At 42.0% G+C, this 25,658-nt stretch carries 27 protein-coding genes; 11 read left to right on the top strand and 16 right to left on the bottom strand.

Translation table 11 applies throughout. The features are described from left to right. Positions 1–76: 76 nt before the first annotated feature. The 11 genes from ADA42_RS17945 to ADA42_RS03705 all read right to left on the bottom strand — a co-directional run bounded on the left by ADA42_RS17945 (position 77) and on the right by ADA42_RS03705 (position 7,312). Positions 77–259 carry a hypothetical protein gene (locus ADA42_RS17945; protein ID WP_025095247.1) on the bottom strand — a complete coding sequence of 61 codons (183 nt, stop codon included), beginning with the start codon at positions 257–259 and terminating at the stop codon, positions 77–79. Positions 260–447: 188 nt separating this feature from the next. Then, positions 448–906: a hypothetical protein gene (locus tag ADA42_RS03750; RefSeq protein WP_048763643.1), complete on the bottom strand. Its 459-nt coding sequence runs from the start codon at positions 904–906 to the stop codon at positions 448–450. Between the two features lie 60 nt (positions 907–966). Further along, complete coding sequence (locus ADA42_RS03745; RefSeq protein WP_004946185.1) at positions 967–1,536, bottom strand: HupE/UreJ family protein; 570 nt, start codon at positions 1,534–1,536, stop codon at positions 967–969. Between the two features lie 9 nt (positions 1,537–1,545). Then, positions 1,546–2,160, bottom strand: a complete 615-nt coding sequence (gene ureG, locus ADA42_RS03740; RefSeq protein ID WP_004936147.1) for an urease accessory protein UreG — start codon at positions 2,158–2,160, stop codon at positions 1,546–1,548. Positions 2,161–2,228: 68 nt separating this feature from the next. Further along, the gene (locus ADA42_RS03735) at positions 2,229–2,891 is read right to left on the bottom strand and encodes an urease accessory protein UreF (protein WP_004936129.1); all 663 of its coding nucleotides are present in this window, start codon (positions 2,889–2,891) and stop codon (positions 2,229–2,231) included. Further along, on the bottom strand, positions 2,881–3,360 hold the full coding sequence (ureE, locus tag ADA42_RS03730) for an urease accessory protein UreE (protein ID WP_004936128.1): 480 nt from the start codon (positions 3,358–3,360) through the stop codon (positions 2,881–2,883). Before ureE ends, ADA42_RS03735 begins: the two co-directional genes overlap by 11 nt. 11 nt (positions 3,361–3,371) lie before the next feature. After that, a complete protein-coding gene (locus ADA42_RS03725; RefSeq protein WP_048763641.1) occupies positions 3,372–3,950 on the bottom strand; it encodes a histidine phosphatase family protein in 579 nt (192 codons plus the stop codon). A 12-nt stretch (positions 3,951–3,962) separates the two neighbouring features. Then, on the bottom strand, positions 3,963–5,663 hold the full coding sequence (gene ureC, locus ADA42_RS03720; protein ID WP_048763640.1) for an urease subunit alpha: 1,701 nt from the start codon (positions 5,661–5,663) through the stop codon (positions 3,963–3,965). 24 nt (positions 5,664–5,687) lie between these two features. Beyond that, positions 5,688–6,002, bottom strand: coding sequence for an urease subunit beta (locus tag ADA42_RS03715; RefSeq protein ID WP_048763637.1), 315 nt, complete (start codon positions 6,000–6,002; stop codon positions 5,688–5,690). A gap of 19 nt (positions 6,003–6,021) precedes the next feature. After that, complete coding sequence (gene ureA / locus ADA42_RS03710) at positions 6,022–6,324, bottom strand: urease subunit gamma (protein WP_048763636.1); 303 nt, start codon at positions 6,322–6,324, stop codon at positions 6,022–6,024. Positions 6,325–6,436: 112 nt separating this feature from the next. Then, entirely contained in the window at positions 6,437–7,312 is an 876-nt protein-coding gene (locus ADA42_RS03705; RefSeq protein WP_048763635.1) for an urease accessory protein UreD, read from the bottom strand. Between the two features lie 291 nt (positions 7,313–7,603). Between ADA42_RS03705 and ADA42_RS03700 the strand changes: the two genes are divergently transcribed. After that, entirely contained in the window at positions 7,604–7,930 is a 327-nt protein-coding gene (locus ADA42_RS03700) for a hypothetical protein (protein ID WP_004936107.1), read from the top strand. Between the two features lie 111 nt (positions 7,931–8,041). Continuing rightward, a complete protein-coding gene (locus ADA42_RS03695) occupies positions 8,042–8,527 on the top strand; it encodes a copper resistance protein NlpE (protein ID WP_004936106.1) in 486 nt (161 codons plus the stop codon). A 51-nt stretch (positions 8,528–8,578) separates the two neighbouring features. Here ADA42_RS03695 and ADA42_RS03690 read toward each other — a convergent pair whose 3' ends face one another. After that, a complete protein-coding gene (locus ADA42_RS03690; protein WP_004936104.1) occupies positions 8,579–10,183 on the bottom strand; it encodes an isocitrate lyase in 1,605 nt (534 codons plus the stop codon). A 594-nt stretch (positions 10,184–10,777) separates the two neighbouring features. Between ADA42_RS03690 and ADA42_RS03685 the strand changes: the two genes are divergently transcribed. Next, a complete protein-coding gene (locus ADA42_RS03685) occupies positions 10,778–11,767 on the top strand; it encodes a LysR family transcriptional regulator (protein WP_004936102.1) in 990 nt (329 codons plus the stop codon). 121 nt (positions 11,768–11,888) lie between these two features. Further along, a complete protein-coding gene (locus ADA42_RS03680; protein ID WP_004936099.1) occupies positions 11,889–13,211 on the top strand; it encodes a hemolysin family protein in 1,323 nt (440 codons plus the stop codon). 137 nt (positions 13,212–13,348) lie between these two features. Here the strand turns inward: ADA42_RS03680 and ADA42_RS03675 are convergent, their stop codons facing one another. Beyond that, positions 13,349–13,849, bottom strand: a complete 501-nt coding sequence (locus ADA42_RS03675) for a hypothetical protein (RefSeq protein WP_048763633.1) — start codon at positions 13,847–13,849, stop codon at positions 13,349–13,351. A 560-nt stretch (positions 13,850–14,409) separates the two neighbouring features. Here ADA42_RS03675 and ADA42_RS03670 point away from each other — a divergent pair. Further along, on the top strand, positions 14,410–15,750 hold the full coding sequence (locus tag ADA42_RS03670) for a CitMHS family transporter (RefSeq protein WP_004936090.1): 1,341 nt from the start codon (positions 14,410–14,412) through the stop codon (positions 15,748–15,750). Positions 15,751–15,809: 59 nt separating this feature from the next. Here the strand turns inward: ADA42_RS03670 and cysN are convergent, their stop codons facing one another. Both cysN and cysD read right to left on the bottom strand, forming a co-directional pair. Beyond that, positions 15,810–17,423 (bottom strand): sulfate adenylyltransferase subunit CysN, encoded by a 1,614-nt coding sequence (gene cysN / locus ADA42_RS03665; protein ID WP_048763631.1) that lies wholly within the window; start codon positions 17,421–17,423, stop codon positions 15,810–15,812. A 44-nt stretch (positions 17,424–17,467) separates the two neighbouring features. Then, positions 17,468–18,376, bottom strand: a complete 909-nt coding sequence (cysD, locus tag ADA42_RS03660; RefSeq protein WP_004936081.1) for a sulfate adenylyltransferase subunit CysD — start codon at positions 18,374–18,376, stop codon at positions 17,468–17,470. 597 nt (positions 18,377–18,973) lie between these two features. Here cysD and ADA42_RS03655 point away from each other — a divergent pair. After that, complete coding sequence (locus ADA42_RS03655) at positions 18,974–19,660, top strand: superoxide dismutase (RefSeq protein ID WP_048763628.1); 687 nt, start codon at positions 18,974–18,976, stop codon at positions 19,658–19,660. Positions 19,661–19,717: 57 nt separating this feature from the next. On the opposite strand, the gene lysS is transcribed toward ADA42_RS03655, so the two are convergent. Then, positions 19,718–21,250, bottom strand: a complete 1,533-nt coding sequence (gene lysS, locus ADA42_RS03650; RefSeq protein WP_004936075.1) for a lysine--tRNA ligase — start codon at positions 21,248–21,250, stop codon at positions 19,718–19,720. A 255-nt stretch (positions 21,251–21,505) separates the two neighbouring features. Between lysS and ADA42_RS03645 the strand changes: the two genes are divergently transcribed. The 5 genes from ADA42_RS03645 (at position 21,506) to oxyR (ending at position 25,628) form a co-directional block, all read left to right on the top strand. Further along, the gene (locus tag ADA42_RS03645; protein WP_004936072.1) at positions 21,506–22,018 is read left to right on the top strand and encodes a YqiA/YcfP family alpha/beta fold hydrolase; all 513 of its coding nucleotides are present in this window, start codon (positions 21,506–21,508) and stop codon (positions 22,016–22,018) included. Positions 22,019–22,290: 272 nt separating this feature from the next. Then, positions 22,291–22,455 (top strand): rubredoxin RubA, encoded by a 165-nt coding sequence (gene rubA / locus ADA42_RS03640; RefSeq protein ID WP_004946157.1) that lies wholly within the window; start codon positions 22,291–22,293, stop codon positions 22,453–22,455. 78 nt (positions 22,456–22,533) lie between these two features. Then, positions 22,534–23,715, top strand: coding sequence for a rubredoxin reductase RubB (gene rubB, locus ADA42_RS03635; RefSeq protein ID WP_025095237.1), 1,182 nt, complete (start codon positions 22,534–22,536; stop codon positions 23,713–23,715). Between the two features lie 52 nt (positions 23,716–23,767). Continuing rightward, positions 23,768–24,706 carry an esterase EstB gene (gene estB / locus ADA42_RS03630; RefSeq protein ID WP_025095236.1) on the top strand — a complete coding sequence of 313 codons (939 nt, stop codon included), beginning with the start codon at positions 23,768–23,770 and terminating at the stop codon, positions 24,704–24,706. A gap of 13 nt (positions 24,707–24,719) precedes the next feature. Next, positions 24,720–25,628 (top strand): LysR family transcriptional regulator OxyR, encoded by a 909-nt coding sequence (gene oxyR / locus ADA42_RS03625; RefSeq protein ID WP_004936057.1) that lies wholly within the window; start codon positions 24,720–24,722, stop codon positions 25,626–25,628. Positions 25,629–25,658: the final 30 nt, after the last annotated feature.

Genomic DNA, 25,658 nt, shown 5'->3' with positions numbered 1-25,658 from the left:
CGTCAAAATCTTATTTGTATTTAAGCGGTATTGTTTAATCGTGAACTCTTCTTGATCTATGGATTTAATCATTCGATTAGTCAGGGCGATCTAAACATACCGGCCGCACGTCTCGCACTATTTCCTCTTCACGGCGCTCTCGGACGTCATCATCATCGAGTTGTTGTCTTGGTTGCAATGACCAGCGTGGTTGGTGCATATTCGACAGTTGATTTTGATATCCGGAAAAGCTTTGTGCTTGTACAGATAAGCTCGACATAAAACTCGTTACAGTTAAAAAAACAAAAATGAAAACACGAAGTCTTTTTAGCATCATCGACTGCTTCACTGTTAATAAGTGCGTTTAGTCTGATTTAAGGCCATTAAATAATGTTGAAGAAATTATAGTGTCTTCATCATCAATTGATGTGTCTTATGTTACTTAGGTAAAAAAAGATATCTCCAATCTTAAAAAGATCGAATCCAGAAAAAACGGATCAACTGCCCACGATCATAGGGAAAATTAGAAACGTACTCGTAGCCTAGCTTTGTATCATCTTTAAGTCGATAACTCATGCCATAACCAAACGAAATAGATAAATCGTGTAGACCAACCGCATCGGGAGCTCCCTCAATCATCTTACTTTTCAAATCATCCATGTTATACACCGTATAGTTATAAATACTGATTCGCTCATTTGCATAGAAAAGATTTTTAAGCACTTTATAATTGTTTTCTTCTTGATCATGTTGCTCGGCAAGGTGCTTCTGCTCCTGATTCAAGTCTTTATTTTCAAGATTTACATCCAGATTCACTGTGTTGTCAGGCATTGCTTGTGAGAAAAAATCATAAGCCTGTCCCCAGGATGAATAACAGCTTAATGTCAACAATACAGTCAGTCTTAATAAAACAGACAACCTCATCATTTTTTAAAAAGATATAGTAAAAAAGGTAGCATACGCTACCTTTTGATAAGATGAAACCGCTTAGGCTAAACCGATAATTGCGACCAACATGGCTAAAGCAGACAAGACTTTACGTCCGTACGGTACATGGCGATTGATCAACTCACCTACCACCAAGCCGATCGTATACAACGTTGCCATACCGAGCACCATACCAGAGATCAAAGCAATGACGTGGCCTTGAGGTGCAAGCTCAACGCCATGCGCAGCACCGTGAAAGCTCGCCATTAGCAATGCAACAAATGGCAATATACGATAAGACTTACTCCACAGTGCAACAGCCAGTACGATTAAAGATGTCACAATGCCATATTCAGCAATCGCTTCAGCGATAATACCGTTTGCGCCCAAAACAAAACCAAAAACGAGGCTTAAACTCAACCCCACAATACCTAAAACTTTCCATTGTTTTGCAACTGTCCAAAGCAATACGCCAAAGCCGATTGCCATGGTTAAATGATCCAGTCCAGTGAAAGGGTGAATAAATCCTGTCCAGAAACCTGCTTGTGAAGCATGTCCGGGGTGTGCCATCGCTGCAACAGGCAAAGCCGATATCAAGATGATGAGCAGTTGTTTTGTGATTGAGCGCATGGCGCCTCCTTAAGCCTTAAAAAGCCCTTGCTTTTCAATAAATTCAATAATTTGTGCTAAACCATCTTCTGTTTTCATGTTCGAAAATAAAAACGGTTTATCGCCGCGCATCCGCTTGGCATCTTGTTCCATAATGTCTAAATTCGCTCCAACCATTGGCGCCAGATCCGTTTTATTAATAATTAATAAATCAGATTTAGTAATACCAGGGCCACCTTTGCGTGGAATCTTTTCTCCACCGGCAACATCAATCACATAGAGTGTCAGATCTGAAAGTTCTGGACTAAACGTTGCGGCCAAGTTGTCTCCACCACTTTCAATAATGATGAGTTCCAGACCGTCAAATTTTTCACAAAGATCATCAATTGCAGCCAAGTTGATGGATGCATCTTCACGAATAGCGGTGTGCGGGCATCCACCCGTTTCAACCCCCACAATTCGGTCTGGTGTCATGGCTTCGTTTCGGGTCAGAAAGTTTGAATCTTCTTTAGTGTAAATATCATTGGTAACGACAGCCATATTGTATTTTTCACGTAAGGCACGGCACAGATTAAGGGTCAATGCTGTTTTACCCGATCCAACCGGACCACCAATGCCAACGCGTAATGGGCTACGTTCTGTCATGTTTATTTCCTTTAAAATGTCACATTTTGATTTGGCAGTTCAATTTTATTACTTTGCCAAATCAAGGGTTAAGATCGAAATAGTCTCGAATATTGGGTTTCATGTTGCATGCTTAGCATTGCATACTGAGGCAATGCACTACTGATTTGGTCGTCTTGCAGTAACAACGCCTGCTCGACAGCTTGCGGCACTTTTTCATGTAAATGCCATAAAATTCGCTGGCCGCTCATTTGCCCAAGTGGAACCGTTTTCACTGCGGCCAAAACCTGATTTTCAAGCACGCTAAAGGTATATGCTGTTAAAACCTCTGCCGGATTAAGTTCAAGGCGTCCACACAACTGGGCATATACAGGTACAAAACCAAACTGCTTTTTTACCTCTACAGGCATCTTGAGTACGGCCTTAATCCAAGCGTTCAAAGAAAATGCCAATTGTTGGGATTCTGCCAAGAGCTCTTTACTTTCACGGCTCGCTCTATAGAGATGCGCCCACTTTAAAAACTGCTCGTCATCATTAAAATGTAGCATCAGCCGTTTGAGCAATGGCAGCTCAAAGCGCACCAGCAACATCTCAAGTACTTCTTCAAAATAAGCACTGCTGCTCTCTTCATCATGCACAAGCCCCACCTGAATGGCGCTTTCTACACCTTGTGAGTAGCAGTAAGCCCCTACAGGCAATGCCGTGGAAGACAGTGTCAGTAGCTTGAGCAGTTGAGCAGCATTAATGGACATGATGCAATGACTTGATTGGGCTTAAACGATGATCGTGTGCATGCTGTGCATAAGCACCACTTTCAGGTTCAAACATATGTTCAACTTCTTTAACAACCAATCCCAAACCTTCAACCATTTCTGCCAGTACGTGATCTGGTTCAAAATAAAGCGCATACGGCGTAAGCATTAATGGAACATGACGATTCCCTAAATGATAAGCCGCTTTGAGCAATTCAAAATCCGTTTTGGCCGTGACCTGCATTAAACGTTCTGGTTTGGCATCTACACGCAGAATATCGCCGTCATGGGTCGCAATAAATGAGCCACTGCGTAAAATACCCGTGCGCGGCAAGTCGGCACCGATATCGGTACCGTCTTTTAAGGTTGCACGAAAACGCGATTTTTGACGGGTATCAAAGTTCAGTTCGACCGTTTCAAACGTTTGGTCTGATGAAATTTCATCCAGACGTTGGGTATAAATTTTCATAAGATAAAACCCTATGCGTAAATAAAAAAATCTGTGTTCTGGATTGGATTATCAATTGTACGCTTACGAAACTCATTCATAAGATTTTTAGATAATTCTTGGTGTTCGAATGCGATCAATTTCAATAAAGTAAGAAATTGTCCATGACTAAATATCATTAGGTTTTTAACTTGATAAAGATATTTTAGATCATTCAATAGCCCAGAAAAATTTTCAACTCGCTGATAAAACTCAGCAAAAGACTCTGCATCTTCTGCATCTTTGTAATATGGATCAGCTAACGTCCAGTAAGCATCTACAAATGGCTTACGTTCCTCAAGTGTTGTATTTTGACATTTAAAGTCAGACAAATATGAAAACTCATGAATATCGAAAACTTCTGGATTTAACTGATCTCTTACTGCAAGAGGCTTTGCAGTTTGCAACGTGCGCGTAAAGGATGAAATAAAAATTCGATCGGCATGCGGAAGTTTAATTGCAAGTTGCTCAGATTGTAATTTGCCCTGTTCGGTCAATTCAATATTGGCATGAGATGTACATCTCAAATTTACATTCGCTTTACTTTGTGCATGCCGAATCAAATAAATCACGTCATATTATCCTTAAAACAAGAAATAACGTTGAGCCATTGGCAGCACATCGGCTGGCTCACAGGTCAACAGTTCCCCATCGGCGCGCACTTCGTATGTTTCAGGATGCACATCCATCACGGGGCAGTAAGTATTATGTTTCATGTCATGTTTGGTAATGTTGCGCGTGTTTTTACACGGGCTGATCAACTTTTTAAGTTGCAGCTTCTGATCAACGCCTTCATCAATTGCCACTTGCGGCAAAAAGGTGATACACGTGTTATGTACAGCACGTGGATAAGAACCAAACATCGGACGATAATGCACAGGCTGTGGCGTTGGAATTGAAGCATTGATATCGCCCATCGGTGCTGCGGCAATCATCCCGCCTTTGATAATCATCGAGGGTTTAACCCCAAAAAATGCAGGCTTCCAAAGCACTAAATCGGCCAACTTTCCTTCTTCTACCGACCCCACTTCATGGCTTAAACCATGTGTAATAGCAGGATTGATGGTGTATTTGGCGATGTAACGCTTAATTCGGTTGTTATCATGAAACTCATTGTCTCCTTCAAGTGCGCCGCGTTGTACCTTCATTTTATGTGCAGTTTGCCATGTCCGAATAATCACTTCTCCCACGCGGCCCATGGCCTGAGAATCTGACGACATCATCGAAATAGCACCTAGATCTTGTAAAATATCCTCTGCTGCAATGGTCTCACGGCGAATACGACTTTCAGCAAATGCCACATCTTCTGCAATTGCAGGATCTAAATGATGACACACCATCAGCATATCCAAATGCTCATCGATGGTATTGATAGTATACGGGCGTGTTGGATTGGTCGAAGATGGCAGTACGTTGGCCTGCCCGATCGCTTTTAAAATATCGGGGGCATGCCCACCGCCAGCACCTTCGGTATGATAGGTATGAATGGTTCGGTTTTTAAATGCCCCGAGCGTTTCTTCCAAAAAGCCGCCTTCATTGAGTGTATCGGTATGAATAGCAACCTGCACATCAAACTCATCGGCCACACTCAGGCAGTTATCAATTGCAGCAGGCGTCGAGCCCCAGTCTTCGTGGAGTTTAAGCCCCACCACACCCGCTTTAATCTGTTCACGAATCGGATCGGGTAAACTAATATTGCCTTTACCCAGCAAACCAATATTCATGGGTAAATCGTCAATGGCTTGTAACATGGTACCAATGTGCCATGGGCCAGGTGTAACTGTCGTGGCTGACGTTCCTGCTGCCGGTCCAGTACCACCACCCACCATAGTAGTTACACCAGACATAAGGGCCGTTTCTACCTGCTGAGGACAAATCCAGTGAATATGAGTGTCAATTCCGCCTGCGGTCAGAATTTGCCCTTCACCTGCAATGACCTCGGTTGCTGCACCGAGTGGAATGGTAATGTCTGGCTGAATATCTGGATTTCCAGCTTTACCAATTTTCCAGATACGACCATTTTTAAGACCAATATCGGCTTTTACAATGCCCCACCAATCGACAATCAATGCATTGGTAATTACGGTATCTGCCACTTGATCTGCAAGTAACTGCGATTGCCCCATGCCATCGCGAATCACCTTACCACCACCAAATTTGACTTCTTCGCCATAAGTGGTGAGGTCTTGTTCTACTTCAATAAATAGTTCGGTATCGGCTAAACGGACTCGATCTCCCACCGTTGGGCCAAACATTTCAGCGTATGCACGACGCGACATTTTCATATTAAAAGGCCTTCCACATTGTTTTCATTCTGAGTCCAGTGCGCCCATCACACGACCGGCAAATCCATATACTTCTCGCTTGCCTGCCAGTGCAACCAATTCAATCTCTCGGTTTTGTCCCGGTTCAAATCGAACCGCGGTTCCTGCGGCAATATTTAGACGATAGCCTCTGGCTTGTTCACGATCAAACTCAAGTGCATCATTGGCTTCTGCAAAATGAAAATGTGATCCGACCTGAATAGGACGGTCGCCAGTATTGTCAACACTGATTTTGAGCGTTAGTCGGCCGACATTGAGTTCAATAATACTATCGGGAGTGAGCACTTCTCCAGGAATCATGATGTTCTCCTCTGAATGATTAAACAATGGGTTGATGAACCGTCACAAGTTTTGAACCATCTGGAAAAGTCGCCTCGACCTGTACCTCAGCAATCATTTCGGCCACGCCATCCATCACATCATTTTTACTGAGTAAGGTAGTGCCGTAATGCATCAATTCTGCAACGCTCATTCCATCACGCGCACCTTCTAACAGTGCTGCCGAAATAAATGCGACTGCTTCAGGATAATTTAACTTTAAACCACGTGCCTTACGACGCTCAGCGATCAAACCTGCAGTAAAAATCAACATCTTGTCTTTTTCGGTTGGATTCAGTTCCATTTCGATATACCTAGTTTCATTAAGTGTCTTTAAAGCAAAATATGTGCACACATGTGGCATTGAAGCTTTGTTTATTTATCTTTTGATTAACAAACTCACTACTCGCCTACAATTAAGTGCGCCAAATTCGCGGAAATTCTTCATCTAGATTGAGCCAGTAACGACGCAATCGAGCGCGTATGGCAGCAAATGCATCATGACATTGCCGAACATCATCACCTAAATAACGGGCACAGAGCACATCATCGAGTAGCGTCAGTGTCACTGGTGCATCCATACGCATGATCAATTCTCGAATAAGCTCAACATGCTGCTCAAGATCGACTTTAGCGCGATGTGTTTCAGGTGCAACCGCCCACATACTGGCCATTACGGCGTGTCCGTTCATGCCTAAACATGATCGTAACCAGCGATCATTTCCTGTAAAGCGCAGTGTGTCGGCAACCAGTAGTTTCTGATCACGATATAACGTAAATATATTGCGATAAGCACCGTCAGAAAATGTCTCCGCGCGAGCCTGACGCCCAAGAACCAGCATATCCCACCCAATAAAACTGGCGGCTTGATCAAGATGAATGGTGGTTTCCGACTGCGCATTTGCACCATCGTAGAGCATGGCTTCCTGAGGAAGCCATTCTAAAATCGAACGTCCTCGTGCATTTAAATAAATATGTTGCGCAGCTGGTTTACCATTGGTGCGATACCATTTTCCAGCTCCTGGAGTCGTCACAACTGCATGTGCGCCTTCTTCTGTATATATCTGAAAAGTTAAATGATCTCCCCCCGCAATACCTGCCGGTGGATGCACCAATATTGCATGACATACACCCGTTTTTTCAGGCCATAGCATTTTTTGCACCCGAACAGGTCCGTGATGCTTTCTATGCTTCATAATGGTGCGCTCACCATCATCATGAAAGCCTAATTCGAGTTGGGCATACCACAAAGCTTTGGATCTTTGGATGTGAAAGTCCTGTGGCTGATTCATGCTGTTCCTTTATGCGACATGTTCTACTGGTCTGATCAGTTAAGCAATTTTTGCACCAAGAATTGGCAATTTTTTGAAAGTCTTGCTTAAACGTTTATTTTACATACATTTCAATAGCATAATTTTTGGTACTTTTCTTGTGTTATTTTTTTCAATCAAGTGATTGAGATGATTTTGTGATATTGATTAGCCAAAATTTAGTCAATTTTCACAAATAATGACAAGGTTTTAGCGCCACAATACCGATAGAATAGCGGGCTTAACGACCACCCTAACCTAATTGTTCTGATAATGAAAACCCTGACAATATTAATAAGTTGTGCCGCACTCTCTGGTTGTGTAATCGGAAGCTCAAATGAAGTGAAACGTGCTGAAAAATTGCTGCAAAATTTCGAGTGTAAAAATCTCGAAACCACCGAAATTCCGCACAGTTCGATCAACAGCTTTCATCAGCAATCTCTAGCAACCAGTAAAGCCAAGGCCACAAGCTATGTTGAACAATTTAAATCGGGCGATGCAACATTTAAAATGCCACTCGATGAAGCCGTACAACAACAATTACAACGTTATAAAGCAGCCTGTCAGGCATTGGGTGGTATTAATCCTGAGTTGAAATAAACTGATACTTATGAGGGAATGTTCTACCTAATCTTACATTTCAATTATTTAACTGGCTTGATTTTTTTTATAGGCTGGGCATCCATTAAATAAATAATGATTGGGTAAAACATGAAAAAATCGTTATTGGCGCTTGCATTGACCAGTTTGGTTTTAGCCGCTTGTTCAAAATCTGAAAATAAAACAGATGCTGCTACCGCTGAACAGCATAGTCAAGCCGCATCTGAGGTTAAACACGACCAGCATCAAGCCCATGATATGACGCATACTGCTGAAAATTCACTGGATTGGTCGGGTGATTATCAAGGTAAATTGCCGTGTGCCGACTGCGAAGGCATTCAAACTGAGCTTCAGTTAAACGACGACAAAACCTATGTACTTAAAGAAACGTATTTAGGTAAAGGCGATGGTAAACCGTTTGAAACCAAAGGAAGCTTTACATTTGACTCAAAAAATCCATCGATGATTGTATTAGATCAGAAGTCTGAACAGCGTAAATTCTTTATTGGTGAAAATACGGCAACAGCACTTGATCTGGAAGGCAACAAAATTGACGGTAGTTTGGCTGAATATTATGTTTTAAAAAAGAAAAGTTAAATTTGCATCAAAAAACCCTGCGATTGCAGGGTTTTTTCTTTCTTTACTCAATTAGTGAGCAGAGAACTGATTCATTGTATTTTTGCTTGCATCACCAGCTTTAAGTGCTTGCTCACCAGAGAAGATCTCTTTGTGGTCATCACCGATGTCAGAACCTGCCATTGCTTGGTGTTTCACACATGCAATACCGCCACGGATTTCTTTACGCTGAACACCCGCAACATAAGCCAACATACCTTCTTCACCAAAGTAGCCTTTTGCCAACTCATGTGTAGACAATGCAGCAGTGTGGTAAGTCGGTAGTGTAATCAAGTGATGGAATACACCCGCTTCACGTGCAGCATCTGCTTGGAAGGTACGGATTTTTTCGTCTGCATCCGCAGCCAATTCCGTGTTGTCATATTCAGCGCTCATCAACTTAGCACGATCGTAGGCAGAAACGTCTTTGCCTTCAGCAGCCCAACGGTCATAAGATTGCTGACGGAAGTTCAGTGTCCAGTTGAATGATGGACTATTGTTATAGACCAGTTTTGCATTTGGAACCACTTCTTTCACACGATTCACCATGTGTGCAATTTCAGCTACGTTTGGTGTTGGTGTTTCAATCCACAGCATGTCTGCACCATTTTGCAAGCTGGTGACACAGTCAAGTACCACGCGGTCGATTTGTGTGCCTTCGCGGAACTGATACAAGCCAGATGCCAAACGTTTAGGACGATGCAACTTACCATCACGCTTGATTAGGATCTCATCATCACTTGCTTCAGCAATATCGATTTCTTGTGTATCAAGGTAGCTGATGTATTGAGATGCCAAGTCGCCTTTTTCTTTCGACACTGGAATTTTTTGAGTCAAATCCGCGCCTTCAGAGTCAGTACGCGCAACAATCACACCCTCATCGATTCCAAGCTCAATAAATGCAAAACGTACTGCATTGATTTTTGCAAGGAAATCTTCATGTGGAACAGTTACTTTACCTGCTTGGTGACCACACTGTTTTGCGTCAGAAACTTGGTTTTCGATTTGGATCGCACATGCACCCGCTTCGATCATTTTTTTAGTCAAAAGGTAAGTTGCTTCTTCATTACCGAAGCCAGCATCAATGTCGGCAATGATTGGCACAACGTGCGTTTCGAAGTTGTCAATTTGCGCTTCAATTTCTTTGGCTTTGGCTGTATCACCTGCTGCTTCAGCTTTTTGTAATGCACGGAACAAATCGTTCAGTTCTTTAGCATCTGCTTGACGCAAGAAGGTATAGATTTCTTCGATCAATGCAGGAACAGAGGTTTTTTCATGCATAGATTGGTCAGGAAGTGGACCAAATTCAGAACGAAGTGCAGCAACCATCCAGCCTGATAGATAAATATAACGCTTAGATGTCGTGCCAAAATATTTTTTGTTGGCAATCATTTTTTGTTGTGCAATAAAACCATGCCAGCAACCCAAAGACTGAGTATATTTGCTAGTGTCCGCATCGTATTCAGCCATGTCTTGACGCATGATGGACGCTGTATACTTGGCAATGTCTAAACCTGTACGGAAACGGTTTTGAACAATCATACGAGCTGCATCTTCTGCACGGATTGCATTCCACGTGCCACCTAATTTGTCCTTAACGGTACGAACGTGCTCTAAAGCTGATTGATATGTAGTCATGATATTGCCCTATAATCATTTTGGGTTGATCGAAGTTCCAGTTCAAAATCAGATTAAATTATTTGACTAGATTTTGTACTGTTCTTCGCTATGAATACAGCTTAGTAGTTGCAAAAAAATTAATCCAATATTCTAAGCTAATTTTCGGTATTTATTTAAAAAATACATAGATAAAAGTCGTAATATAATTAAAATACCACACGCTAAGCTTTTGTTATTTAATAAATAAAAATAATCATTAAGCTGATTTAAAATGACGCTATCGTGTTAATTTTGATATTAGACTTAAGTCGACTCCGCTATTTTAGATCAAATAAAAACCAAATTATCGATCAAAATTGCCAGTGCGATTGCATTTTTTATCAGATATAATTGCTGCACGTAGTAGATGCAACTGATCAATTTTTGTATTTTACTCATCATCATTATGTACTTGTCATTGAATCTGTACCGCGATGGTTCATGTTTTTATTGATGACTCGAAATTTCTGCTTTTATTCGATATGGTCTTTTTTGTGTTTACGTTGACACAAATCAAATGAACTGTGGCATAATCAAATATAATTTTCTTTTTTTATTCTCGGTATTTTTTTTATGAATCTAGAGCGAGTTGACCTCAATCTATTAATTTATCTTGATGTACTACTTCGCGAAAAGAACGTTACTCGTGCAGCTGAACAATTGGGTGTTACCCAACCTGCCATGAGTAATATTCTACGCCGTTTACGCAATTTATTTAATGATCCGTTGTTAATTCGTTCATCTGAAGGTATGACACCCACCGAGCGCGCGCTCGAACTTCAGCCACGTATTCGCGATGCCTTATCTGATTTGTCGATGATTCTGGAACCGAGAACAGAGTTTCGCCCTTATACAAGCAGTCGCGTGTTTCGTGTCATGACCTCTGACTACGCCGAAGCAACGCTCATCCCGCGCTTGGTCAAAGCATTACGTTCAGAAGCACCGAATGTGGTGTTAGACTTTCTCACACCAAGTGACGTTTCATATCGTGACATGGAGCAAGGTAAAGTCGATCTTGCGATTAACCGTTTCAATGAAATTCCACAAAGTTTTCATCAGGTTCTGGTTTGGCGTGACAGTTTTAGCTGCTTATTAAATGACAAGCACCCTGCTGTTCAGCACTTAAATCTAAAAAGCTATCTCGATGCGCAACATATCTGGGTATCGAAAACCGGTATGGGCGTGGGATTTGGTGTCAACCCAGACAAGCAAGCGGGCTTAGGCTGGATTGATCAGGCACTTGAACGGATTGGACAAAAACGTAAAATTTCAGTGTTTACCCGTCATTATCAGATGCCTGCATTATTGGCGCAAAATGTGGATCTGATTGCGACCCTTCCAACACGAATGGCGCGTTTGCAAGCACAAAATCCGCGTCTTGTGATAAAAGATCCACCGTTTTATATTCCAGAGTTTGAATTAAAAATGGCATGGTGTCCGTTATTACATCATCATCCTGCACACCGCTGGTTACGCCAACTGATTCTTTTTGTTGCTCGACAAATGATCGAAGAAGAAAATCGTGAATTTATCACCAATAACTCACAGTTTTCTCATTACTAATTGAAATTTTTCTTAAATTCTTCTTTTTTCACGCTTATACTAATTTAAAACAGAGGTAGTCTGACTACCTCACTATTTTTTATCTAAGTTTTCGCAAAATAACCAATACAACAGGTGAACTGTGAGTCTCTTTCAAAATGCCATCATCATCATGATGCTGATTGTTGCGGCTGGTTTTTTATCACTCACTGAAATTGCGCTAGCGGGCGCGCGCAAAGTCAAGCTGAAAATCCTGGCCGAATCTGGTGATGAACGCGCCCAAAAGGTGTTGGATTTGCAGGCGCAATCTGCAGATTTCTTTGCCGCATCGCAAATAGGCTTAAATGCTGTTGCGATACTCGGGGGTATTTTAGGTGAGGCCGCATTTCGGCCATTTTTTGTTGAACTGATTGATCGCGTCTACGACGGCCCTTGGACCGAAACCATTGGCTTTAGCTTATCGTTTACCTTTGTTACCTCGTTATTTATTTTATTTGCCGACCTCATGCCAAAGCGCTTGGCCATGATTGCACCTGAAAAAATCGCGGTTAGTGTCATTGAACCTATTCAGATCTTTATTAAAGTCTGCAAGCCCTTGGCGTGGCTGATTAATGCGATCGCGAATATGTTGTTTCGTTTATTTAAGGTCAATACCATTCGTGATGACAACATTACCTTCGATGACATTTCAGCAGTCATGGAAGCTGGTGCGCAGGCTGGTGTATTACAAAAACAAGAGCATCATTTTATTGAGAATGTTTTTGAGCTAGAAGAACGAACGGTTCCTTCGAGCATGACCACACGTGAAAACATTGTGTATTTTACACTCGATGAGACCGATGAAAGCATTCGTCAAAAACTGGCTGAGTATCCGTATTCGAAGTTTTTGGTGTGTAATGCACATATCGATCAGGTGATTGGTTATGTAGATGCCAAAGATATTTTGGTGCGGATTTTGAAAAATCAATCTTTGATTCAACTCAAAGAAAATACCATCCGAACCGTTTTAACCATTCCCGATACACTCACCCTTTCTGAGGTACTTGATCGATTCCGATCGACCAAGGAAAAATTTGCGGTCGTTATCAATGAATACGCTTGGGTTGTTGGTGTCATTACCCTCAGTGATATCATGATTACTGTGATGGGTGATTGGGTCACTCCAATGGATGAAGAGCTACAAATTATTAAGCGCGATAATAATTCTTGGCTTATAGACGGTGGTACACCAATTGAAGATCTTAAACATGCGCTTGAGATCGATGAAATGCCTGACGAAGAAAACTATGAAACACTGGCAGGTTTTATGATGTATCAATTACGCAAAATCCCTCGCCCTGCCGATACAGTTGAATTTTCAGGATTCAAATTTGAGGTGGTCGATGTGGATCACTATAAAATTGACCAGTTGCTGGTCACGCGCATTCTTGAAAAACCAGAAGAGCATATTTTACTCGATCACTAATCTGGTTGCTAAGAAATCAAAAATGCCTCTTAAGTGAGGCATTTTTTATAATTCAAAGCGATCGCTCGTAATCTAGATGAATGTACCTGAATGTTTAATAAAGTAGACACATTTCTCTAGATGTAGCAATTAAGCAATTAAGCAATTAATGCATCGATCAGTGCCTGGTAATGAATCTGAATATCTTCAGCCAAAATTTTATATGCATTATCAAACTGAACCATTGGCCAGCCTTGTTTCCAAAATGGGAAAATATCGTGTAAATCTTTGGTCACAATACTGTCTTCACGCGTAATTGCTTGAGCAATTTGCGCCAAGACTTGTGCTGTTTGTGCACCATCTACGGCCATATAATCGATGCCACGTGCTTTTAAAATACGAATACGATCTTTTTTATACCGAATTTTTTTTGCTTGTGTAGAATTTAGGCCCAGTGCTAACGTTACAGCTTCTACAAATTTTTCTTCAAAGTTTTGATTTAAAGCCACAATTGCCTGTTTGTGTGCCTCTTGTCGCCCTGCCTTGCCCCCGTTACGAATAATCTCTTTCGCTTCGATATCTAGCTCGTCTTTTTTCATCGACTGTAAAATATCTAAAATTTCGATATCGCTTAAAGATTCATGAGACTGTTCTGTCATGGGAGTCCTTGGGAAAAATGAAAGATATATTGTCTCATAAAAGTCACTCTAAAACAGAATAAAACGAAAGGAAAAGCACAGTGTTTATTACGCCACTTTGTATATTCAACGCGCTTTTCAACGTCATATTTCACGTTGAAATATGAAAAATTCATCAATAGATTATGCGGCGTAGTGTATCGTTTTGAAATTTTTATATTTATCTTTGGTCAGAATATATCTTTTAAGCTCTCAAGTGATTTCTCTTAATGATTTTAATCTATATCAGTGTACACGCGAGAAGTTGCAATGTTTTTGTTCAAAAAATGAAATAAGATGGATAAGCAGAATCATTCGAAATAATCAATGTTTTTGATCCTTTTACACAGATTCAGATATAAAACCGCACCAGTTGAGTGCAAAAATAATTTTAAAAATTACAGACTTATATTTTTTTTAAGACTTTAGTCGCATAGACACATTCTGCAATTGTACTTTTAAGAAAAATTAATGAATATACGCAGGTTCTAAAATTTTGAACAATTATATAAGTATTATTTTTTGGGCTAAGGATTGCGCACATGCTTACTTTTTTAGGTATCAGCATGATCATGTGTTTTATGTACTTGATCATGACAAAACGCCTCAGTGCAATGGTTGCACTTATTCTCATTCCTGTTTTGTTCGCACTCATCGGTTGGGGGCTGGGCTTTCATTTTGATAGTTTAAGCCACATTGAAATTACCAAATTAGGCGAAACCATGCTAGATGGTATCAAGAAACTCGCACCCACTGGTGTGATGTTACTTTTTGCCATCATGTATTTTGCATTGATGATCGATTCAGGTTTGTTTGACCCTTCAATCAAGTGGATTCTCAAAAAAGTAAAGGGCGATCCGCTTAAAATCACGCTTGGTACTGTTTTTCTGACCTTGACCGTTTCTCTAGATGGTGATGGATCGACCACCTATATGATTTGTGTTGCGGCCATGATGCCTCTTTATAAACGTATTGGCATGAATCCACTGGTAATGACGTGCTTAATGCTGCTTTGTAGTGGTGTGATGAATCTTACACCATGGGGCGGCCCAACAGCACGTGCTGCCAGTGCCTTGCAAGTCGATGCAAGTGCTGTCTTTATTCCAATGATCCCATCGATGGTCATAGCAGCAGCATGGTTATTTGCATTGGCCTATATGTATGGCAAATATGAACGTAAACGTTTGGGTGTAATTGAAATGGGTGATATCAGTCACGCAGACAATCTGACCATTTCAAAAGACCCAGAAGCACAGCGTCCACATCTTCGCTGGTTTAACGGAATTTTAACGATAGTTTTAATGGCAGCATTGGTCAAAGGCATTTTACCTATGGCTATTCTGTTCATGCTTGGTTTCTGTATTGCGCTTGTGGTCAACTATCCTGATCTTCAAATGCAGAAAAAACGTATCGCGATGCACGCAGATAGCGTATTGGCGGTTGTCGGGGTAATTTTTGCAGCAGGTGTTTTTACCGGTATTTTAACTGGTACAGGCATGGTTGAAGCAATGTCTAAAGGCTTCGTTGCTATTATTCCAGACAGCATGGGGCCTTATATGGCACCGATTACAGCCGTACTCAGTATGCCATTAACCTTCTTTATGTCTAACGATGCCTTCTATTTTGGTGTTCTTCCAATTTTGGCAGAGGCTGCAGGCCACTACGGCATTACGCCAGTTGAAATTGCACGTGCATCAATTGTTGGACAACCAATCCACTTACTTTCTCCGCTGGTTCCGTCTACCTATCTTCTTTGTGGTCTGGCTGCAGTTGAGTTTGCAGATCATCAGAAATTCACTTTGAAATGGGCATTTGTGACTTGCTGTGTACTTTTAGGTAGTGCTTTGGTATTTGGTGTATTTCCACTGGTGAGTCTGGTTTAATTTGATCTGGCTCCATAAAAAAACCTCCTGATCAGGAGGTTTTTTTTATGCGTTTTAAATTACAAACGAACTCGCTCAACCACTTGGTCAACGACTTCATCAAGTGAGGTTGCACTAACATCAGTGTCGATGGCGTCACTGACATTTGTCAATACAATAACACCCGTTTCACGTAACAAGCCAATCTGCTCAGCCGTTAAATCAGGCTTGGCAATTGCCACCACACCTTGTTGAATCAGCAAGCTTTCAAGCGCCTGAGATTGCGAAAGTACAGAAGCATCAATGCCGATCACAGCAGGCTTTTGCCCTAAACGCGCAGCTCGGTCTTCGGCAGTCACTGGTGTACTGTGTGCAGTCCACTCGACCGCTGCTTCGACCATACCCGCACCTACGGTGACGTTACTTAATCGGTCGATAAAAATAAACGAACCGGTATAACGCGAGTCTTGGTAACGATCAAACACTACAGCCGCATCGAACTCGACTGTTACATCGGCAATCCCGTTCAGTTCAAGCTCATCGACCTGAGAGTGCTCAAGAGTATTCACATTCACACGATAATTAATCGCGGTGACTTTTGCAGGAACGGTTTGCGTACCAATTTTTACATTGTATAACTTACCTTTCACCAGTGGATGTTCATTCATCCATACCAGTGACGCGCGCACGCTACGTGAAATAAGTGGCTGTTCGCCTGCGCGAACCAACACATTACCACGTGAAATATCGATTTCATCGTTGAGTGTTAATGTGACCGCCTGACCAGCAAAAGCTCTGTCGAGGTTACCATCAAAGGTCACAATTTCTTTGACACTGGATTTTTTACCCGATGGCAAAGCAACAATTTCATCGCCTACATTAATTTCGCCTAACGCGATAGTACCAGCAAAGCCACGGAAATCGAGGTTTGGACGGTTCACATATTGCACTGGGAAACGGAACTCGTGCTTGTTCGACTCACGCTTGATTTCGACCGATTCAAGAATGCTCATCAAGGTTTGGCCGTTGTACCACGGTGTGCTGGCCGATGGGTTAACCACATTATCGCCGTTTAATGCCGAGATCGGAACAAACTGGATATTTTCAGGACGACGATTGCCAAGCTGATTGACGAAAGCATCGTATTCCACCTGAATTTCATTGAAGCGTGCTTCAGAAAACTCAACCAAATCCATTTTATTGATAGCCACAATAATATTGCGAATCCCCAAAAGGCTTGCAATAAAACTATGACGACGTGTCTGGGTTTGTACACCATAACGCGCATCAATCAAGATAATCGCAAGATCGGCTGTCGATGCACCTGTTGCCATGTTACGTGTATATTGCTCGTGCCCTGGGGTATCTGCAATGATGAACTTACGTTTTTCTGTCGAGAAATAACGGTACGCGACATCAATGGTAATTCCCTGCTCACGCTCGGCCTGCAAACCATCTACAAGCAAAGCCAAATCTGGCGCATCACCGGTGGTTCCCACTTTCTTACTGTCGCGGGTTACTGCTTGTAATTGATCTTCATAGATCAATTTTGAATCGTAAAGCAAACGGCCAATGAGGGTACTTTTACCATCATCGACGTTACCGCAGGTTAAAAAACGCAATAAATCTTTTTGTTCGTGTTGCTTTAAATAAGCCAGAATATCTTGGCTAATAAGATCTGATTGATGAGACATTGCTCAAACTCCACACATTCTGAAATCTAGTTGCTTAGCAACGCTTAGAAATAACCTTCCTGCTTTTTCTTTTCCATCGAGCCGGCTTCATCATGATCGATCATACGACCCTGACGCTCCGAACTGGTGGCCAAAAGCATCTCTTGGATAATCTCAGGCAATGTGTCTGCCTCAGACTCAACCGCGCCTGTAAGCGGGTAACAACCCAGCGTACGGAAACGCACTGATTTCATTTGCGGAACTTCACCTTCTTTCAGACGCATACGTTCATCGTCTACCATAATCAGTGTGCCACTGCGTTCAACCACAGGACGAACTGCCGAGAAATAAAGTGGCACGATGTCGATATTTTCGAGGTAAATATATTGCCAGATGTCTAGCTCAGTCCAGTTCGATAACGGGAACACACGAATACTTTCGCCCTTGTTCACTTTACCGTTGTACAAGTTCCATAGTTCTGGACGCTGATTTTTTGGATCCCAACGATGTTTGCTGTCACGGAACGAATAGACACGCTCTTTAGCACGTGATTTTTCTTCGTCGCGACGCGCACCACCAAAAGCAGCATCGAACTGATATTTGTCCAGCGCTTGCTTTAAGGCTTGGGTTTTCATGATATCGGTATATTTCGAGCTGCCCTGATCGAACGGATTGATTCCCGCTTCACGGCCTTCCTTGTTTTGATGCACGATCAAATCAAAGCCATGTGTTTTGGCCATGTTGTCACGAAACGCGATCATGTCTTTGAATTTCCAGCCAGTATCGACATGCAATAGCGGAAACGGTAATTTTGCAGGGTAAAAAGCTTTGAGCGCCAGATGCAGCATTACCGCAGAGTCTTTACCAATCGAGTAAAGCATTACCGGATTTTCAAATTCGGCAGCAACTTCGCGAATAATATGAATACTTTCAGCTTCAAGCTGCTTGAGATGGGTTAATCTATCTTCAGTCATGAGCACCACCTTTCCAGTCCGATTTATTCATCACGTCGCATAGTAGTTTTTCGCCACTACTTGCGCCACCATATGGAGGAACGAGTGCCATAACAACTCCAGTTTATAAATATCAACAGAACCAACCAGATTGGCTTTATGCTAGATCTGGGAATAGATATTCATTATAGTGATGTAAAAAGCTTTTGCTTTGCATGTTTTTTCATAAACATATCTAAATTCATCATATACAACATGCAATTTTGAGCTTAAACCACTATGCAGATTAAAAAAACCTATTATGCCGTAGCCCTATTCTGCTGCCTACCCGATTTTATTGATAAGCATATCAGCATGAGACATATTTCAGCTTTAAACGAGAAGTTATGACAACAAAAATTATGCTTGAGATCATGGTGATTGGTTTAAAAAATAAAACCCCGAGCTACACAATATTTATGCAGCGTCACACAAAAGATACAGCGCCAGATTTAAATTGATCATAAGCTTAATTTTAGCTGAAATCTTTGCTGTATAAATGTAACCAATAATCATTTCATTTTTCAAACCCGCTAATATGCAAAGTGAAAACAAGATCACTCAAGGATTTCACCGTTCATGAAAAATACATTGAAAACAACACTTTTAGTTATTGCTGGTTCAGTCATGAGTGTTTCTGCTTGGGCAGAATTCAAACAAGCACCTTTGCCATATGCGACCAATGCGCTACAACCTGCTATTGATCAGCAAACCATGGAGCTACATTACGGCAAGCACCATAAAGCGTATGTAGACAACTTAAATGCTCAAATCAAAACCTACCCAGAACTGGATAAAATGGATCCGGTTCAGTTACAAAAGCAGATTTCAAAATACAATACGGCGGTACGTAATAATGGTGGCGGACATTTTAACCACACCTTTTTTTGGGAGAGCCTTGCACCTGCCAATAAAACAGGACAACCTAGTGCAGCTTTAACCAAACAGATCACCCAAGATTTTGGCTCTATGGATGCCTTCAAACAAAAATTCAATGAAGCTGCAACCGGACGTTTTGGATCAGGTTGGGCATGGCTGATTGTGACCCCAGAAGGAAAGCTGGCGATTACATCGACACCAAATCAGGACAATCCATTGATGGATCTGGCCGAAACCAAGGGTCAACCTTTGTTGGGACTTGACGTATGGGAACATGCCTATTACTTGAAATACCAAAACCGACGTGCCGACTATATTAAAGCGTTTTGGTCTGTGGTGAACTGGAACAAAGTGAATGAACGCTATATGCAAGCCATAAAAAAATAAGTTGAAAAAAAAGAGTTTCTACAAAGAAACTCTTTTTTTTGCTACGCAGAAAAACGCTTAGGCATCTTTACGGCGCATATGCGGGAACAATAAGACGTCACGGATACTTGGTGCATTGGCAAACAACATCACCAAACGGTCAATACCGATTCCCTGACCTGCGGTTGGCGGTAAACCATATTCAAGTGCTTCAATAAAGTCTGCATCGTAATGCATCGCTTCATCATCACCCGCGTCTTTTTCTGCAACTTGTGCCAAGAAACGCTCTGCCTGATCAATTGGATCGTTTAACTCAGAGAAACCATTCGCCAGCTCACGCCCCCCGATAAAGAACTCGAAGCGGTCTGTAATATGCGGATTATCATCATTACGACGAGCCAAAGGCGACGTTTCAGCTGGATATTCGGTAATAAAGGTTGGCTGACGCAACTGTGTTTCCACTGTTTCTTCAAACACAATCGTTTGCAATTTACCTAAACCAAAACTTGGCTTCACCTGTTCTTTTAACTCGTCTTTTACAAACTGAGCCAAGAACTCGCGATCCCCAACATTTTCAGCTGTAAATTGTGGATTGTGCTCCAAAATCGCATCAAACATTGAAATCTTTTTAAATGGACCTTTAAAGCTAAACACTTCTTCGCCATACGGCACATCGGTGCTACCCAAAATATCCAGCGCCAGTTTTTCCAGCATGTTTTCGGTTAATTGCATCAGGTCTTTATAGTCTGCATAAGCCTGATAAAACTCGATCATGGTAAATTCAGGATTATGACGCGTCGAAACTCCTTCATTACGGAAGTTACGGTTAATTTCAAACACACGCTCGAATCCACCCACCACCAAACGCTTTAAATACAGCTCTGGTGCAATACGTAAATAAAGCTCCATATCGAGTGCATTGTGATGCGTAACAAAAGGTTGTGCTGAAGCGCCACCCGGAATTACATGCATCATTGGCGTTTCGACTTCCATAAAACGCTCATTGGTTAAGAAGGCACGAATGCCTGCAACCACTTTGGCACGGATTTCAAAGGTCTTACGCGTTTCTTCATTGACAATCAGGTCGAGATAACGCTTGCGATATTTCGCTTCGGTATCGGTCAGACCGTGAAATTTGTCTGGTAACGGACGAAGTGACTTGGTCAATAGCTCAAAACCTTCAAGGTGAACATACAAATCACCTTTACCAGAACGACCAATATAACCTTCAGCTGCAATAATATCGCCAAGATCAAGGTTGCTCTTAATGGTATCTAAGGTTTCTTGCGGCAAGCCTTTGCGGTCGACATAAAGCTGGATACGACCCGTCATGTCTTGAATCACCATGAACGAGCCACGATTAAGCATGACACGACCCGCAACTTTAACGTAGGTCTTTTCGGCGCCTTCAATCTGCGCTTTGTCTAAATCTTTAAACTGTTCTTGCAAGTCAGCCGCATAGTGCTCACGTTTGAAAGTATTTGGCCAGACACTTTTGCCAGATGCCTTGGCATTGTCTTGAATCTGTTTTAACTTGGCATGACGCTGTGCAATTAAATCGTTTTCGGAAATAATAGGTTCGGAAGTCGATTGAACGTTTGGTTGCGTCATCTCTGCCTCGATAAGATAAAAAAATGAAGTCGTATAGCTTAACAGAACTCGTTACAATTTCGTATGTCTTCTTTACGCCCGCATATGAAAAAAGTTATTTTCGCTTACATTTTTGTTGAAAAATCGCGTAAATCTTAGACCAAACGCTAAGATAAATTTGAAACATCACTCGGTAAACTAATGATTATTCGATCAGGTCTGGATAGATCCAATGCCTTGAAATCTCTTTCGTTAGCATGAGTCTATATAATCATAATGATGTTACCGCGTTTAAAAATTTTATTTATGCATGGCCTAGATTCTTCGCGTGAATCGACAAAATTCCATGCCATTCAAAGCGACAATAAGTTCTGTATTACGATTGACTACCGTAACCTGAACTATGAAACTGTTGCGGACTTTTATCAGAACATCGTACTGACCATCAAGCCTGACGTATTGGTCGGACATAATTTGGGCGGCTACTGGGCCTTAAAACTGTCTTCGCAGTTTAAGCTTCCTGCAATTGTGGCCAATCCGAGCATTGCGCCGAGCTTTCGTGAAGATTATCCAGCGCTGGCTCTACAAGAACTCGATAACGACAACCCCAAAATTGCCTATTTAGAGCTTGGAGATGAAACGCTCGACATGTATGAAATTAAAAATTTGCTCGAAGATTATATGTTGGTCGATGCCATTGAAGGCGGACATCATCGTTTAGAACATCCAGCGAAACTCAACACGCTCATTGAACATATTAAAAACGAGTATTTCCAGCCTTTACGCTAAAGAAATAGACAAACGTAACGAATAAAAACCAAACAAATCCGCCTGATAAAAGGTGGAATTGCCCAAATAACATCAGTTTTGTCCTGATCAGCCATTTTACTTTTACTATGAAAGATTAAACTCGTGTATTCACTTTACTTAGATGTCGAACTGCGCAAGAATCTAAGCCAATATGAACACCGGTGATGTTTATATTCAAAGTCATGATTAGATCATATGGAATTGTTTTACTGAAAGGCAGCTGACGCGAACTTATCAGGTTGGAGAATCAAATGAAAAAATATCAATGCATCGTTTGTGGGTGGATTTACGACGAAGCTGAAGGCTGGCCACAAGACGGCATTGCACCAGGAACCAAGTGGGATGACATTCCTGACGACTGGACCTGCCCAGACTGCGGCGTTTCAAAAGCCGATTTTGAAATGATCGAAGTTTGATTATTTATTTTAAAAGACCATGTCCGTTTACATGGTCTTTTTGATTGAATCTGTTTTATTAAGTTTTGGAGAAAGAGAATGCATCCTATCGTCATCATTGGATCAGGCATGGCGGGTTATACCCTTGCTCGTGAGTTTCGCAAGTTAAATCCTGAACAGGCATTGGTCATGATTAGTGCGGATGATGCAGTCAATTACGCCAAACCAACCTTATCGAATGCCTTAGCAGGTAACAAGGCACCTGAGCAAATTCCGTTAGGTGATGCAGCGAAAATGAGTGCTCAGCTTTCGATGAACATTTTGTCCGATACCGTTGTAACAGCCATAGATCCAGATCAACATGAACTGACTTTAGAATACAACGGACAAACACGCCAACAACCCTATTCCAAACTGATCTTAGCCGTAGGTGCCAATCCAATCCGTCTGGCGATTGGTGGTGATGCAAGCGATGATATTCATGTGGTCAATTCATTGATTGATTACCGAGCTTTTCGAGAACGCCTTGCAGAGCGTGATGATAAACGTGTGGTCATTTTAGGTGCAGGACTCATTGGCTGTGAGTTTGCCAATGACTTACAGCATACCGGTCATCACGTTACCGTGATTGATCTTTCTGCACGTCCATTGGGCCGTTTGTTACCTGCACATGTAGCTGAAGCATTTCAGAGTAAGCTTGAAGCGAGCGGTATTCAGTTTGTTCTTTCGACCACCGTCGAGAAAGTTTCAAAAACGAATGACAATCAAGACTATGTGGTAACTCTCGCTAATGGACAAACGTTGCTTGCCGACGTTGTACTTTCCGCAATTGGTTTACAGCCCAATATCGATTTAGCCAAACAGGCTGGAGTGACCACTAGCCGTGGCATCTTGACCAACAGTCTGCTTGAGACCAATCAGACTGATATTTATGCCATTGGAGACTGTGCTGAGGTCAATGGGACGCTCTTGCCTTATGTCATGCCGATTATGCAACAAGCACGCGCACTGGCCAAAACCCTCAACGGCGAGACCACGCAAGTGCATTATCCAGCCATGCCTGTGGCGGTGAAAACACCAGCTGCACCGTTAACCGTTTTACCTGCGCCAGTCGACGTAGACGTGAATTGGGAAACTGAAACCTTTGAAGACGGTATGCTCGCTAAAGCGGTGGATAGCTCAGAAACGTTACGTGGTTTTGTTCTGCTTGGAGCAACTGCTGGTAAACAACGCCTAAGCTTAACCAAATTGGTACCTGACTTAATGCCTGCACAGGCTTAGATTTTTATTATCAGGGCATTCAGGGGAATGTCCTTTCTTTACGGAAATAAACATGAATCGTGCTTTGCAGTTTAGCGCTTCGCCGTATACCGCCTTTATGCATGAAACCAAAGTCAAACTCAGTAACGACTTGGAATTGCATGTTGAGGTGGGTGGTAATCCGGCTCATCCTCCCCTACTCTTAATCATGGGCTTAGGCGCCCAGATGCTATTCTGGCCCGATTTTTTCTGTAAATCCCTTATCGATCAGGGCTTTTACGTGATTCGCTTTGACAACCGAGATATTGGTCTGTCCTCTAAAATTCGCAATAAAGGCAAACGGCTAAACACCCTTAAGCTCATGGGACGTTTTGCACTCGGGCTTGAAAATCAAGGTGCACCTTATACTTTATATGATATGGCTGAAGATGTTGCCCTGCTCATCGAAGCCATGCATCTAGATCGGGTGCACGTGGTCGGCGCATCGATGGGTGGCATGATTGCACAGATTTTATCTGCCAAATATCCTGAGAAAGTTGAAAAGTTGGTCCTGATGTTTACCAGCAATAATCAGCCTCTGTTACCGCCTCCATTTCCAAAACAACTATTTAGTCTAATTGGTAAGCCCAAAAGCACCGATGAAGATGGTATTATTAATCATAGTCTGAGATTATTCGAAATTATTGGATCACCGGGATATGTGAATCAGGTCGAAGCAATACAGACTGCGCGTAAACTGTATCTACGAAGTTATCACCCTGCGGGTGTACTTCAACAGTTTTTAGCAATATTATGTACGGGGTCCTTACTACAACTAGACAAACAGATTACTCAGCCCACCCTTGTGGTACACGGCTCGAAAGATCGGTTGTTACCTCCTAGTCATGGTAAGGCTGTTGCAAAAGCAATTAAAGGCGCTAAGTTTGAATTAATTGATGGAATGGGACACGATATTCCGCCCCATTTTATTCCTCAGCTTAGTCATTTAATTGCGAATCACTTTAGATCATAAGCATTAGGACATTATGGCTGCATTACCCTCCCTAAGACAGCTGTCATATTTAGTAACACTGTCGGAAACATTGCACTTCACTGAAGCAGCACGCCGCTCGTTTGTCACTCAATCGACACTGTCTGGCGGCATCATGGAATTAGAACGCTTGCTTGGTGGCGTACTGGTTGAACGAGATCGTCAAAACGTGCGTTTAACACCTTTAGGGGAACAAGTCGTTGCACGCGCCCGAGTCCTGTTAGCAGATGCTCAAGATCTGATGCGACTGAGCCGTGAAATGAGTGAACCGCTGACTGGTGACCTTCATCTTGGTATTATTCCAACGATTGCACCTTTTATCTTGACGCAACTACTTGAAGAAGTGCATAAGCAACTGCCAAAAATTCAGTTGCATCTGCACGAAGCACAAAGTGAAAAAATTGTTGAACGTCTTGAACACGGCAATTTGGACATGGTGGTGCTGGCACTACCGTTCGATACGCGTGGACTCAAAGTTGTCGATATTGCCAAAGAAAACCTGTTCTTGGTCTGCAACAAACACGATAAGCATGCGTCTTCGGCGCAGTCTCTCGATGACCTCGATTTATCACGTTTGATGCTGCTCGAAGAAGGTCATTGCTTACGTGATCATGCACTCAGTGCTTGTCCGGTTGGTGAACGTAAAAATGACAATCGCTTAAAAGCCAGTTCACTTCCTACACTCGTAGAAATGGTGTCTTCAAATCTTGGCTTTACGTTATTGCCAGAAATTGCAATCAATACGCATATGCTCAAGTTTAACGATGACTTGATGGTGAAAGAAATTGAAAATGCACCAAGTCGTGTTCTTGCATTGATTACACGTAAGAGCACACCGCTTCAAAGCGAATTTGATGTGATTTTAGATATCTTAAAACGTATCACATCGTCATTAAGCGATTAATACACCCAGTTAAAATAAAAAAGGAGCCCG

Origin of the sequence: Acinetobacter sp. 243_ASPC (assembly GCF_001054715.1) — a bacterium.
Taxonomy (GTDB): Bacteria; Pseudomonadota; Gammaproteobacteria; order Pseudomonadales; family Moraxellaceae; genus Acinetobacter; species Acinetobacter soli.
The sequence above is the reverse complement of the archived record's forward strand: the minus strand, read 5'-3'. Positions and strand labels throughout refer to the sequence as shown.